13 protein-coding genes are annotated in these 13,363 nt (G+C 29.8%); 5 read left to right on the top strand and 8 right to left on the bottom strand.

Going from position 1 to position 13,363, the window contains the following annotated elements:
* Position 1: 1 nt before the first annotated feature.
* From BLV71_RS15330 to BLV71_RS15310, 5 genes are all read right to left on the bottom strand, one after another.
* Complete coding sequence (locus tag BLV71_RS15330) at positions 2–880, bottom strand: UDP-2,3-diacylglucosamine diphosphatase (RefSeq protein WP_093871392.1); 879 nt, start codon at positions 878–880, stop codon at positions 2–4.
* A gap of 199 nt (positions 881–1,079) precedes the next feature.
* Positions 1,080–4,430: a preprotein translocase subunit SecA gene (secA, locus tag BLV71_RS15325; protein WP_093871391.1), complete on the bottom strand. Its 3,351-nt coding sequence runs from the start codon at positions 4,428–4,430 to the stop codon at positions 1,080–1,082.
* 122 nt (positions 4,431–4,552) lie between these two features.
* Entirely contained in the window at positions 4,553–4,774 is a 222-nt protein-coding gene (locus tag BLV71_RS15320; RefSeq protein WP_047789198.1) for a DUF2795 domain-containing protein, read from the bottom strand.
* 102 nt (positions 4,775–4,876) lie between these two features.
* A complete protein-coding gene (locus tag BLV71_RS15315) occupies positions 4,877–5,449 on the bottom strand; it encodes a cob(I)yrinic acid a,c-diamide adenosyltransferase (protein ID WP_093871390.1) in 573 nt (190 codons plus the stop codon).
* Between the two features lie 20 nt (positions 5,450–5,469).
* The gene (locus BLV71_RS15310; protein ID WP_093871389.1) at positions 5,470–5,868 is read right to left on the bottom strand and encodes an acyl-CoA thioesterase; all 399 of its coding nucleotides are present in this window, start codon (positions 5,866–5,868) and stop codon (positions 5,470–5,472) included.
* 170 nt (positions 5,869–6,038) lie between these two features.
* On the opposite strand from BLV71_RS15310, the gene dnaA reads away from it, so the two are divergent.
* The 4 genes from dnaA to BLV71_RS19070 are packed head-to-tail and all read left to right on the top strand — an operon-like array spanning position 6,039 to position 8,955.
* Positions 6,039–7,463: a chromosomal replication initiator protein DnaA gene (dnaA, locus tag BLV71_RS15305; protein WP_093871388.1), complete on the top strand. Its 1,425-nt coding sequence runs from the start codon at positions 6,039–6,041 to the stop codon at positions 7,461–7,463.
* Between the two features lie 13 nt (positions 7,464–7,476).
* Positions 7,477–7,929: a low molecular weight protein-tyrosine-phosphatase gene (locus tag BLV71_RS15300; RefSeq protein WP_233487164.1), complete on the top strand. Its 453-nt coding sequence runs from the start codon at positions 7,477–7,479 to the stop codon at positions 7,927–7,929.
* Positions 7,929–8,633, top strand: coding sequence for an SAM-dependent methyltransferase (locus tag BLV71_RS15295; RefSeq protein ID WP_093871387.1), 705 nt, complete (start codon positions 7,929–7,931; stop codon positions 8,631–8,633). Before BLV71_RS15300 ends, BLV71_RS15295 begins: the two co-directional genes overlap by 1 nt.
* A gap of 40 nt (positions 8,634–8,673) precedes the next feature.
* The gene (locus BLV71_RS19070) at positions 8,674–8,955 is read left to right on the top strand and encodes a hypothetical protein (protein WP_158530849.1); all 282 of its coding nucleotides are present in this window, start codon (positions 8,674–8,676) and stop codon (positions 8,953–8,955) included.
* 481 nt (positions 8,956–9,436) lie between these two features.
* On the opposite strand, the gene mltG is transcribed toward BLV71_RS19070, so the two are convergent.
* The 3 genes from mltG to dapF are packed head-to-tail and all read right to left on the bottom strand — an operon-like array spanning position 9,437 to position 11,758.
* Positions 9,437–10,465: an endolytic transglycosylase MltG gene (gene mltG, locus BLV71_RS15285; RefSeq protein ID WP_093871386.1), complete on the bottom strand. Its 1,029-nt coding sequence runs from the start codon at positions 10,463–10,465 to the stop codon at positions 9,437–9,439.
* The gene (locus BLV71_RS15280; RefSeq protein ID WP_093871385.1) at positions 10,458–10,982 is read right to left on the bottom strand and encodes a GNAT family N-acetyltransferase; all 525 of its coding nucleotides are present in this window, start codon (positions 10,980–10,982) and stop codon (positions 10,458–10,460) included. Before BLV71_RS15280 ends, mltG begins: the two co-directional genes overlap by 8 nt.
* The gene (gene dapF, locus BLV71_RS15275; protein ID WP_093871384.1) at positions 10,982–11,758 is read right to left on the bottom strand and encodes a diaminopimelate epimerase; all 777 of its coding nucleotides are present in this window, start codon (positions 11,756–11,758) and stop codon (positions 10,982–10,984) included. Before dapF ends, BLV71_RS15280 begins: the two co-directional genes overlap by 1 nt.
* Positions 11,759–11,894: 136 nt before the next feature.
* Between dapF and BLV71_RS15270 the strand changes: the two genes are divergently transcribed.
* Positions 11,895–13,274, top strand: coding sequence for a trypsin-like peptidase domain-containing protein (locus BLV71_RS15270; RefSeq protein ID WP_093871383.1), 1,380 nt, complete (start codon positions 11,895–11,897; stop codon positions 13,272–13,274).
* The last annotated feature ends 89 nt before the right edge of the window (positions 13,275–13,363 follow it).

Here is a 13,363-nt window from a genome sequence, read left to right as displayed (position 1 = left end):
TTTATTTTACGTTTTTATTAAGGTTAAATTCAATTAAAAGCTCTTCAAAGAGTTTTGTATTATCATTTTCAGTTTCAATTAACTCAAGGTCTTTTATTTTATAATTAAGATGAATACTTTTGGCTGTTTCATCTTTTTCATATTCATATAAATTCCATTTTTTATCATGGTATTCTAAAGCAGTTAAATTTTCTATCCAATCACCAGAATTTAAGTATAATGTTTTACCATTATTATTCTCAATCTCTTTTATTTCTGGTTGATGAATATGTCCACAAACTACATAGTCATAGCTTTCTTCAATAGCAATATCAGAGGCAATAGTTTCAAAATTATTAATAAACTTTACAGCACTTTTTACACTATTTTTAATTTTTTTGGAAAAAGAAAGTTTTCCGTAACCAAGTTTTTCACTAATCCAGTTCACAGCAGTGTTTATCATTATTAGTGTATCGTATCCAATTCCTCCTAATTTAGCAAGCCATTTAGAATGCTGCATTGTTACATCAAATACATCTCCATGAAAAAACCACCCTTTTTTACCATCTATATCTAATATTACTTTATTTACGATTTCGAAACTACCTAGACGAAAACCTTTAAATTTTCGTAACATTTCATCATGGTTACCTGTTATGTAATACACTTTAGTACCTGAGGTAATAAAAGACATTAATTGTTTAATAACCTTCATATGAGGTTTAGGAAAATAACGTTTGTTAAATTGCCAGATATCAATAATATCCCCATTTAAAATAATTGTTTTAGGGTTTATTGTTTTAAGGTAGTTATTTAATTCAGTAGCTCTACAACCAAAAGTACCTAAATGAACATCAGAAATAACTACAATATCTAGTTTACGTTTTTTATTTTTCTTCATATTAAAAGTATATTGAACGTATAAAGCAATTATTAATAATACTTTATCTTAATTCAAAACTACTTTTTCTATGTTTTCTTACTGATAGTAAATTGTGAAGTGTTGGTAATTAAAAGATTACTTTTTTGTAAGTAGATTGTTAGGAAAAAGTAAAAGCTCGGTATAACCGAGCTTTTACTTGTGAATATTTTAATAAGTATTATTTATTATACAATACCCAAGTTCCTTGATCTAATAAAGGAATAGCTTGTTTAAATTTTACCTCTTTCTCTTCACCTGTCATTACATTTTTGATAATAACACGTTCGTTACGTCCAATTTTAGGCTGATCTCTTACAATTGTTTCAACAACTTGTTGTTCTTGAGTTTGATTGTTACGAGCATTACTAATTTCTTGTTGTGTTGAATTTTGTACTTCGTCTTTACGTAAATCTAGTTTTTCACGTTGTTGTTCACGTGCTTCTGAAATTTGAGATTCATTTTCAGAAGGAAGTCTTCCTTTAAATAAGAACGATAATACTTCTTTGTTTACTTTGTCTATAGTAACTTGGAAAAGTTCAAAAGCTTCAAACTTATAAATTAATAAAGGATCTTTTTGCTCATAAGTTGCATTTTGAACTGTATGCTTTAATTCATCCATTTTACGTAAATGATCTTTCCAGTTCTCATCAATAATAGCAAGGGTAATATTTTTTTCAAAATCATTAACTAATGATTTCCCTTCTGACTCATAAGCTTCTTTCAAGTTAGTTACTACCTGTAATGTTTTACTTCCGTCTGTAAAAGGAACAACAATACGTTCATAACGATCACCCTCATTTTCAAAAACATTCTTAATTACTGGGAATGCTTGTGATGCGTTTCTTTGAGTATCATTTTTATAATTTTCTGAAACTATTTTATATAACTTATCAGTTAATTCTTCTTCAGATAAAGTATTAAACTCTTCTTCTGAAACAGGAGAAGTCATTGAAGAAAAACGAATTAATTCAAATTCAAAGTTTTGGAAATTTTTAGTAGGTTTATTTTGCTTAACAACAGAATCACAAGTGTCATATAACATGTTTGCTATATCAATTTGTAAACGTTGTCCATCTAGGGCATGACGACGACGTTTGTAAATAAATTCACGTTGTGCATTCATAACATCATCATATTCTAATAATCGTTTACGAACCCCAAAATTATTTTCTTCAACTTTTTTCTGAGCGCGCTCAATCGATTTTGAAATCATAGAATGCTGAATTACTTCACCTTCTTTTAATCCCATTCTATCCATCATTTTAGCAATTCTTTCAGAACCAAACTTACGCATTAAGTTATCATCTAAGGCTACAAAAAACTGAGAAGACCCAACATCTCCTTGACGACCAGCACGTCCACGTAACTGACGGTCAACACGACGAGAATCATGACGCTCAGTACCTACGATAGCTAAACCTCCTGAAGCTTTAACTTCATCAGATAATTTAATATCGGTACCACGCCCTGCCATATTTGTAGCTATAGTTACCACTCCAGGATTCCCTGCTTCGGCAACAACATCAGCTTCCTTTTTATGTAGTTTTGCATTTAATATATTATGAGGAATTTTACGCATTTGTAACATTCTTCCTAATAACTCTGAAATTTCTACAGAAGTAGTACCTACTAAAACAGGCCTTCCTTGATTTACTAATTCAACAACTTCATCAATAACAGCATTATATTTTTCACGAGTAGTTTTATAAACTAAATCTTGTCTGTCATCTCTTTGAATTGGTCTATTTGTAGGAATTTCTACAACATCTAATTTATAAATTTCCCAAAATTCACCAGCCTCAGTAACAGCAGTACCTGTCATTCCAGATAACTTACGATACATTCTAAAGTAGTTTTGTAAAGTTACTGTAGCAAAGGTTTGAGTCGCGTCTTCAATTTTTACACTTTCTTTAGCTTCTATAGCTTGGTGTAGTCCATCAGAGTATCTACGACCATCCATGATACGTCCAGTTTGCTCATCAACAATCATTACTTTATTATCCATAACAACATACTCAACATCTTTTTCAAAAACAGTATATGCTTTTAAAAGTTGATTCATCGTATGAATACGCTCACTTTTGATACTAAAGTCTCTATATAATTCTTCTTTTTGATCTGCTTTTTCTTCAGGAGTAGCGTCATTATTATTAATTTCTCCTACTTTAACGCTAATATCTGGTAAAACAAAGAAAGTATCATTTTTTGTAACATCTGATAAATGAGCAATACCTTTATCTGTTAAATCTATTTGGTTATTTTTTTCTTCAATAGTAAACCACAATTCAGCATCAACCTCAGGCATTAGCTTATTGTTGTCTTGCATATAAAAGTTTTCCGTTTTCTGAAGAATTTGTTTAACTCCTTCTTGTGATAAAAACTTGATTAATGCTTTGTTTTTTGGTAAACCTCTATAAACTCTTAATAAAAGAAAACCACCTTCTTTGGTATCGCCTTCTTTAATTAATTTTTTTGCTTCTGCTAAAACACCTACTAAATGTTTATTTTGTAAAGAAACAATATCAGAAACTAATGGTTTTAATTCATTAAATTCATGACGATCTCCTTGTGGAACTGCTCCTGAAATAATTAAAGGTGTACGAGCATCATCAATCAATACTGAATCTACTTCATCAATAATTGCATAGTTTGGAGCTCGTTGAACTAAATCTTCTTTAGAACTAGCCATGTTATCACGTAAGTAGTCAAAACCAAACTCATTATTGGTTCCATAAGTAATATCTGCATTATAAGCCTTTCTACGTGCTTCCGAATTAGGTTGATGAAAATCAATACAATCAGTACTTAAACCATGAAACTCAAAAATAGGAGCCATCCAAGCACGGTCACGTTTTGCTAAATAGTCATTAACTGTTACAACATGTACTCCATTTCCAGTCAATGCATTTAAGTAAACAGGTAAGGTAGAAACTAATGTTTTTCCTTCTCCTGTCATCATTTCAGCAATCTTTCCTTTATGTAATACTGAACCACCAATTAACTGTACGTCATAGTGAATCATATCCCATGTAACATCTTTACCAGCAGCATCCCAAGAGTTTGCCCAAAAAGCTTTGTCATTTTCTAAAGCGATATGATCTCTGGTAGCTGATAACTCACGATCAAAAGGAGTTGCAGTTACTTCAAGTTCAGAATTAGTTGTAAAACGCTTCGCTGTTTCTTTAATTAAAGCAAAAGCTTCAGGCATTATTTTTTCTAAAACTACTTCAGAAGCTTCATATGCTTCATCCTTTAATTTATCAATTTCTGTGTAAATTTCTTCTTGTCTATCAATATCAGCAGTTAAAACTTCTTCTTCTAAAGTAGCAATTTGCTTGTTAAAAGATTGAGTAGCTTCTTTTATAGCTTCTTTAAATTCGATAGTTTTTGCTCTAAGTTCATCATTAGACAAGTTACTTAGAGAGCTTTCAAAAGCTCTTACATTTTCAACGATGGGTTGTAGTGATTTTAGATCTTTTTGTTGTTTGTCTCCAACAAAAGCTTTTATAATCGAATTTAAAATACTCATTTTTAAAATATTGTTTTACAGTTAATTAAAAAATTTAATTAACATGTTTATATAGTTATTAAGTTTGTGCTTAAAAGTAAGCAAAAAAAAAGCCTCTAAAAAGAGACTTTTTTGTTATTTTTTTAATATTCATCTTCATTCCAAAGATAATCCTCTTCAGTGGGATAATCTGGCCAAATTTCAATAATAGAATCGTATGCTTCGCCTTCATCTTCAATGTCTTGTAGGTTTTCCACTACTTCTAAAGGGGCTCCTGTACGAATAGCATAATCAATTAATTCGTCTTTGGTTGCAGGCCATGGTGCATCTGCTAAATATGATGCTAATTCAAGTGTCCAATACATTTCTTTATCGGTTTGTTTTTTGATTCTCGCAAAAATAATTTTTTTTTTTAAAAAGTCAAGTTTTTTTTATAAAATGTGCAAAAATAAATTAAAGAACTTAGTTTACAGTTTTTCAGGAATCCATTTAACTTCCTCTGCTTGTAATTCATGTGACAACTTCCGTGCCAACACAAAAAGGTAGTCAGAAAGTCGGTTTAAATACATTAAAATAGTATCACTAATTGTATCTTCTTCGTTTAAAGCAACAGATAGGCGCTCTGACCTTCTACATACACAACGAGCAATGTGACAAAATGACACAGTTTGATGACCACCAGGCAAAATGAAATGAGTCATTTGAGGAAGTGAATCATTCATTATATCTATTTCATTTTCTAAAAATTCAATTGATGTAGTATCGATTTTTGGAATATTTAATCTTTCCTTACCATTTTTAAGTGTTTCCTTTTCAGGTGGAGTTGCTAACATTGCTCCTAAAGTAAATAGGTCGTGCTGAATTTTATTTAAACTCTGTTTTAAATGATCACTGATTTCTTGATCTCTAATAAGACCTATATATGAATTAAGTTCATCAATGGTTCCATAACTTTCTATTCTTAGATGGTGTTTAGGCACTCTACTACCGCCAAACAATGCGGTAGTTCCTTTATCTCCTGTTTTTGTATATATTTTCATAAATTAATAATGTTCTTAGTTTAGCTGTTTAATTTGTTAAGTAAATATTCAGGGCAGCGAATAGGTCTTTTTGTTTCACTATTAATAAAAGCAAGTGAAGTACTTCCAGTACATAGTATATCGTTATCCTGATTAACTATTTCATAGTTAAATTCAATTTTAACTGTTGGTGTTTTTTTAAGGTACGTTTTAATAGTAATAAAATCATCATAAAAAGCAGATTTTTTAAAATTACAGTTTAATGAAATAACGGGAAGCATTACCCCTGTTTTTTCCATATATTTGTAGGTAACACCAAGAGTTCGTAACCATTCGGTACGACCAATTTCAAAAAACTGTGCATAATTACCATGGTATACTACTCCCATTTGGTCTGTTTCTGAATATCGAATTCGTATTGTTGAAATATGTTCGTGCAAAAGTATTTTTTTTAAATGTAGCTAACGATACGTAAAAAATAAATAATAATCAATAGTGATTTGGTTTTTTTATACTAAAATTTATTCACACTTTTGTTCATCCAAATATGTAAGTTTAGAATCCCCTATAATCTAAATAATTTTAACAAAAAAATCGTTTTTTAACCAGTATGACTAAAACAGCTGATTCAGTTTGGATGGAATGTTTGTCTTTTATTAAAGATAATATAAAACCTCAAGCGTATAAAACTTGGTTTGAACCTATAAAGCCCATAAAATTATCAGGGGAGGCTTTGACTATTCAGGTTCCTAGTAAGTTTTTTTACGAATGGTTAGAAGAACACTATATTAAATTGTTAAGAGTTGCTTTGGTTAGGCAATTGGGTAATGATGCAAAGTTGGTATATGATGTACGTATGGAAAATACGTATAGTAGTAATAGTCCGCAAACTGTAAAAATACCTAGTTCTAATAGAAATCCTTTAAAACCGCAAAAGGTAACGGTTCCTTTAGAATCTAAACGTGAACTTAAAAATCCTTTTGTAATACCTGGTTTACAGAAAGTTAAAATAGAGTCTCAATTAAACCCAAATTATAATTTTGTAAACTTTATTGAAGGTGACTCAAATCGTTTAGCTCGTTCAGCAGGTATGGCTGTGGCTAACAAGCCTGGGGGTACTTCTTTTAATCCATTATTAATTTATGGTGGAGTTGGTTTAGGAAAAACTCATTTAGCTCATGCTATAGGAGTAGAGATAAAAGATAAATATCCTGATAAAACAGTTTTATATATTTCATCTGAAAAATTTACACAACAATTTATTGATTCTGTAAAATCAAATACTAGAAATGATTTTATTCATTTTTACCAAATGATTGATATATTAATAATTGATGATGTTCAGTTTTTATCTGGTAAGTCAGGTACACAAGATGTATTCTTTCATATTTTTAATCATTTGCACCAAAATGGGAAGCAAGTTATTTTAACTTCTGATAAGGCTCCTGTTGATATGCAAGATATTGAACAACGATTATTATCTCGTTTTAAATGGGGATTGTCAGCAGAACTACAATCACCTGATTATGAAACGCGTATTTCAATACTTCAAAATAAACTATATAGAGATGGTGTTGAAATGCCTGAAGAAATAGTTGAATATATAGCAAAGAATATTAAATCGAACGTTAGAGAGTTAGAAGGGGTTATTATATCAATGATTGCTCAAGCTTCTTTTAATAGAAAAGAATTTACAATTGAATTGGCTAAGCAAATAGTTGATAAGTTTGTAAAGAACACCAAAAAGGAACTTTCTATAGATTATATTCAAAAGGTAGTATCTAAATATTTTGATATGGATGTTGCTACTCTACAATCAAAAACTAGAAAACGTCATATTGTCCAAGCGCGTCAATTAGCTATGTACTTTGCTAAGCGTATGACAAAATCTTCTTTAGCTAGTATTGGAAGTCAAATAGGTCAAAGAGATCATGCTACAGTTTTACATGCATGTAAAACTGTAGATAATCTGACAGAAACTGACAAGCAATTTAAGAAGTATGTAGAAGATCTTACTAAGAAATTAACATTATAAAGATAGATATAAAATGAAAATACTAATGGTTTGCTTGGGGAATATTTGTCGTTCTCCATTAGCCGAAGGTATTTTAAAATCTAAAGTTTCTTCAGACTATGTGCAAGTAGATTCTGCTGGAACAGCTGGATACCATGAAGGTGAATTACCTGATAAAAGGTCTATTGCAGTAGCAAAAAAATATGGTATTAATATAACAGATCAGCGATCTAGGAAATTTTCAGTAACAGATTTTGATAGCTTTGATGTAATTTATGCAATGGATGAAAGTAACTATGATAATATAGTTGCTTTATCTAGAAGTTATGAAGATAAAAGTAAGGTAAAAATGATTCTACAAGAATTAGATCCTGATCAAAAATTGAATGTGCCAGATCCATATTATGGAGGTGAATTAGGTTTTGAAAATGTATATCAAATGCTTAATAATGCTTGTGAAGAAATTAGCTCTAAAATAAACAAATAATGAAAGGTAAACTGTATTTAATACCAACTACTTTAGGAGATACTGAGCCTTTAGAAGTAATGCCTATATCTGTAAAAAAAGTTATAGAGCACTTAGATTTTTTTATTGTTGAAAACGAAAAATCTGCTAGAAGATTTATAAAAAAAATAACACCAACTAAAGCTCAACCATCATTACAATTAATGTTGTTAGATAAATATTCAGATGAGTTGGAAACTAGAAATTATTTAGATGCTTGTGAAGAGGGTAAATCAGTTGGTTTATTGTCTGAAGCTGGGGTTCCTGCAGTAGCTGATCCTGGTGCTACTATTGTAAAACTAGCACATCAAAAAGGAATTCAAGTGGTTCCATTAGTGGGGCCGTCATCAATATTAATGGCTATGATGGCTTCTGGTATGAATGGACAGAGCTTTACCTTTAATGGATATTTGCCGATTGATAAATCTGATAGAAAAAAAGCTATAAAGGATTTAGAGAAACTTTCTAGAGATAAAAATCAATCACAAATTTTTATAGAAACACCTTATAGGAATGAAAAAATGTTAGAAGATTTACGTGCTGTATTATCTCCAGAAACTAGAGTTTGTGTGGCTTGTGATATTACATTACCAACTGAGTACATAAAAACATTGACAGTAAGAGAGTGGAAAAATGTAAAAACCGATTTACATAAACGTCCAGCTATTTTCATAGTGCACAAGTAAACCGGCTTTCTGCTAAATAATCGGGGATTTATTAGGCGATATGTTGGATACATTGTATCCGCCAAATTTCTTTAAATATTGCTCTATAGATGTTCCAAAAGCATCGTTAAATTTTATTTTACCATTTGATCGTAAGAACTTTTTAACGTTACCAGCACCACTAAGATGGGCTGCAGCTAAAATACCTGATTCTGTAATTTTAATACCGTTAATTCTTTTTCCTACACTTCTTCTAATATCTTTTCTTAAAATCCATTTATTAACTTTACAAAGTGCTATAAATGCTTTTTCTTGTAATTCAGGATCTTTTAAAAATTTATGAGTGTTATATATTCTAAACCTTTTTAAGGTTGATTTTCCAAATTGATATTTTCCAAGATAACCAAGCTTATTAACAACAGTATATCTACCTTGTGACTCTTTGAATGCTAAGGCTTCACGAAAACCAATAAAATTTTTCTGTAAAAAAGGAAAGTTAAAATCCCTTTTATTTGTAACCTCTATTAAAGGTTTTATAGTAATTTTTTCTTTCTTAGTTGGATTTGCAGTAAAGCTAGTTAGTAAAACAAATCCTAAAAATATAAAAACTAAATGTCTGATAATTAGTTACTTTCTGTTTAGCGGGGGCAAAGATATAACAAAAAACACAAATAACTGGGTATTAATTATTTGTGTTTTTAGGAAGGTTGTATTTTGTTTAGTAATTCGTTGAATGTTTTATGAAAAAAAAACATAAATGCCTCTTTTTTTATTTAAAACAAAATGAAATGAGTTAATTTTTATAAATAAAATTTTGTTAAAATTTATCGGTTAATACCTCTGTTGCTAATCCATCGTTGATATTTTGCAGCATTTCTATTATGTTGTGCCAATGAATTTGCAAACTCGTGAAAACCAATCTTTTCTACACTGGCACACATGTAATAATAGCTGTGTTTTTTATAATTTAATACTGCATCGATAGCAGAAATATCTGGCATTGCAATTAAAGTAGGAGGCAAGCCAGTATTTTTATAGGTATTGTAAGGTGATATTATTTCAAGATCTTTAGTTAATACTCTTTTTACTATAAAATCTTGTCCGTTTACCTCTTTTACGCAATAAATTATGGTAGGATCAGCTTGTAAAGGCCAATTGTTTTTTAAACGATTTAAATATAAACCAGCAACAATAGGACGTTCAACTTTTTGTGCTGTTTCTTTTTGTATTATAGAAGCTAAAGTGATAACTTGATCTTGAGTTAGGTTTAAGTTTCTAGCTTTTTTTATTCTTGATTCATTCCAAAAGCGCTTATACTCTCGTAACATTTTAGCACGAAATTTTTTAGCAGAAGTATTCCAATAAAATTCATAGCTGTTAGGAATGTACATACCTAAAGCGGATTTCTTCGTAAAACCATTAGTCTTTAAAAATGTATCATCAAGCATTGTTTGAAGCAATGAAACTGAATCAGTTTCTATTTGTTCAGAAATTCTACCGGCAAGTTTCTCTAAAGTGTCTTGATTGTTGAAAGAAATTTTAATGGGAGTTTGATTTCCACTTCTTAAAAGGTTAACAAGATCATTCATGCTCATTCCTTCTTTAAGAATATATTTCCCTCCTTTTGGAGTTGTAAATTTCTTTCGATTGGCTACCCAAATGAAATTTTCAGGACTTTCAATACTTGTACTAAGTTGTTTTTTTACATCATCTAAAGAGTGTTTTGAGCCTATGTATAATATTGTTTCTTTAGTTACTGCTTTACCAAAAATTTTTTGATAATAATTAAATCCAATTATTGCTCCAACAATAAAAAGAGTAATAATGCTTCCGTATATAATTTTTTTATTCATTAATTAATTGAAATAGAATTTCGTCTTTAAATTTACCTTGGCTATATATCCAATCTTTCTTTAATCCAATTTTTGAAAAATTTTTTTTCTGAAACAAAGTTAAACTATTTATATTATCAGCAGTAATATTAGCATACAATTGATGCAGTTGTAGGTGTGAAAAACAATATTTAATTAATAAATCTAAAGCTTCAGAAGCATGTCCGTTTTTTTGAAAAAGAGGATCAATAAGTATACCGATGCCTGCTCTTTTATGTTGTGGGTTAAAATCAAATATATCTATAGTACCAATTGATTGATTAGTGTTATTTAGTTGAATAACTAATCGTAATTGTTTAGCTTCGTATATATCTAGATGAGCATTTTCTAAATACTGTTTTAGTAAATACTTAGAAAAAGGTGCTTGTGTATGACTTATTTCCCAAAATGCTTCATTGTTTTCTATAGAAAAAAGAAAAGATAAATCTTCAGGTTCTAAGGCACGTAAACTTATATGTTGCCCTTTTAAAGTTTGCATTAAATAGTTATTTGTCCTTTAAAAACAAAGGTAGCTGGTCCTGTTAAAAAAACATCGGTATATGTTCCATTATTTTCATTAAAACTAACTTCCAATTCTCCTCCTTTTACAGGAAGATTAATAGTTGCACTGTTTGTTTTGTTTGTTTTATGCATTGCAACTGCTACTGCAGTAACACCAGTACCACATGCTAAAGTTTCATTTTCAACTCCACGTTCATAAGTTCTAACTTTAAAAGTAGTATTGTTAATTTGTTCTACAAAGTTTACATTACTACCTTCCTTTCCATAAATATCATTTCGTATACTTTTCCCCGAATTATATACATCATAATTATCTAGGTTATCAACTAACTGAACATGATGTGGAGATCCGGTATTAGCAAAACAATAATTATCATACAAATCAATAGTATTTACATCTATCATTTGTAATGATACTATATTATTTTTAATGGATGCATGATGTAAACCATCAATTGCAGTAAAAGTTGTTTTAGTTTTAAAGATACCTAATTTATGAGCAAAAGCAACAATACATCTACCTCCATTACCACACATAGTACTTTCATTACCATCAGCATTAAAATAGATCATTTTAAAATCAGTACTTTCATCTTCTTCCAGTAGAATTAAACCATCAGCACCAACGCCAAAATTACGGTCACATAAAAACGAAATTGCATTAGTTTGTTCTTTTGGAAATGTATTTAATCTGTTATCTATTATAACAAAATCATTTCCTGTTCCTTGATATTTATAAAAAGTTACTTCCATAGATAGGCAAAGATACATATTTCATAGAGTAAAAAAGAGTGTTAAATGGTGGTTAAAAATCGTTAAAACCAAGTTAAACACATTTTGTTAAAATGTTAAAATTGTATATTTGAGTAATTAAAACATTTATAAGCATATGAAGAAAATATTAGGAATTCTAGGAGTAGCGTTTATAGGTGGTGCAGTTGCGCTTACAGGCTACAAAGTATTAATTGAAAAACCTCAAGTTGTAATTCAAAAATCTAATGAGCCAACTTTACAAACAGTAAAGGCAAGTTATACAACACCAGTAATGAATACATCATCTGTACCTACAAATTTTACGGATGCAGCAGAAAGTACTGTAAATGCGGTTGTACACGTAAAAAATACTGCAATACGGACAAAGCAAGATCCTATGAGTTTTTTCTTTGGAGGAAGTGGTTCTAGAAAATATGAACAAGTAGGTACAGGAAGTGGTGTTATTATTTCTCCTGATGGCTATATTGTAACTAATAATCATGTAATTGAAGGAGCATCGGAGATTGAGATTACACTTAATAATCGTAAAAAGTTAAAAGCTAAATTAATAGGAGCAGATAAAGAAAGAGATATTGCTTTATTAAAAGTAGAATCTGACATTGTTTTGCCTACAGTTTCATTTGGAAATTCTGATAATGTAAAAATTGGAGAATGGGTATTAGCAGTAGGAAATCCTTACAATTTAACCTCTACAGTTACTGCTGGGATAGTCAGCGCTAAAGGACGAGATTTAGAAGGAAATAGAAATATAGAGTCTTTTATTCAAACAGATGCAGCAGTAAACCCAGGAAATAGTGGAGGAGCATTGGTGAATACTAGAGGAGAGTTGATAGGTATTAATACAGCTATTTCATCAAGAACAGGTTCGTTTATTGGGTATTCTTTTGCAGTGCCATCTAATATTGCTAAAAAAATTATTGATGATTTATTAGAGTATGGAGATGTTCAAGAGGCTTTAATAGGCTTTGAGCCTTATAATGATACTGAAGGAGCTATTGAAGGAGTGAAAATTAAAAGAATAGAAAAAGAAAGTGAAGCCTTAAAGTCAGGTTTAAGAGAAGGAGATGTAATAACTAAATTAAATAGTGTAAAAATCACCAAATTTTCAGAGTTAAAAGGTCAGTTAACGGCTAAACGACCAGGAGAAAAGGTTGTAGTTACAGTTTTAAGAGATGGCGAAAAGGTAGAAAAAGTTGTTACTTTAAGTAAGAAAGATTTTGTAGAAGTAAGAAGTTTAGGGTTAGTTCTGAAAGATATTTCTGAAAATGAAATTAAAAAAAACAAGATAAGTTCTGGAGCTAAAGTAATTTCAAATGTGAACAGGGTTCTTAATCGATTAGGAATAAAAGAAGGTTTTATTATTACCAAAATAAACAATCAAGAAGTTTTAAATTCAGTTGATGCAAGACAGAAATTATTAAACTTAGGAAATAACAATTCATTTGTTATTGAAGTAATTAATTTAAAAGGAGAAACAGTGAGGTACGGTTTTTAAATTATTCAGGATAAATAAAGAACTTAAGAAAACGCTTTTAATATTTTGTTAAAAGCGTTTTTTTCTTTTTAAAATAATTCTAAAATTAA

Source organism: Tenacibaculum sp. MAR_2010_89 (assembly GCF_900105985.1).
In the GTDB taxonomy this organism is placed as follows: Bacteria; Bacteroidota; Bacteroidia; order Flavobacteriales; family Flavobacteriaceae; genus Polaribacter; species Polaribacter halocynthiae.
Note: the sequence above shows the minus strand (reverse complement) of the source record. Positions and strands in the feature narration are given on the sequence as shown.

Bases quoted from the DNA above. Each gene is read 5' to 3' on its own strand.
- BLV71_RS15330 (WP_093871392.1), bottom strand. From the start codon at position 880: ATGAAGAAAAATAAAAAACGTAAACTAGATATTGTAGTTATTTCTGAT.
- secA (WP_093871391.1), bottom strand. From the start codon at position 4,430: ATGAGTATTTTAAATTCGATTATAAAAGCTTTTGTTGGAGACAAACAA.
- BLV71_RS15320 (WP_047789198.1), bottom strand. From the start codon at position 4,774: ATGTATTGGACACTTGAATTAGCATCATATTTAGCAGATGCACCATGG.
- BLV71_RS15315 (WP_093871390.1), bottom strand. From the start codon at position 5,449: ATGAAAATATATACAAAAACAGGAGATAAAGGAACTACCGCATTGTTT.
- dnaA (WP_093871388.1), top strand. From the start codon at position 6,039: ATGACTAAAACAGCTGATTCAGTTTGGATGGAATGTTTGTCTTTTATT.
- BLV71_RS15300 (WP_233487164.1), top strand. From the start codon at position 7,477: ATGAAAATACTAATGGTTTGCTTGGGGAATATTTGTCGTTCTCCATTA.
- BLV71_RS15295 (WP_093871387.1), top strand. From the start codon at position 7,929: ATGAAAGGTAAACTGTATTTAATACCAACTACTTTAGGAGATACTGAG.
- BLV71_RS19070 (WP_158530849.1), top strand. From the start codon at position 8,674: ATGTTGGATACATTGTATCCGCCAAATTTCTTTAAATATTGCTCTATA.
- mltG (WP_093871386.1), bottom strand. From the start codon at position 10,465: ATGAATAAAAAAATTATATACGGAAGCATTATTACTCTTTTTATTGTT.
- BLV71_RS15280 (WP_093871385.1), bottom strand. From the start codon at position 10,982: ATGCAAACTTTAAAAGGGCAACATATAAGTTTACGTGCCTTAGAACCT.
- dapF (WP_093871384.1), bottom strand. From the start codon at position 11,758: ATGGAAGTAACTTTTTATAAATATCAAGGAACAGGAAATGATTTTGTT.
- BLV71_RS15270 (WP_093871383.1), top strand. From the start codon at position 11,895: ATGAAGAAAATATTAGGAATTCTAGGAGTAGCGTTTATAGGTGGTGCA.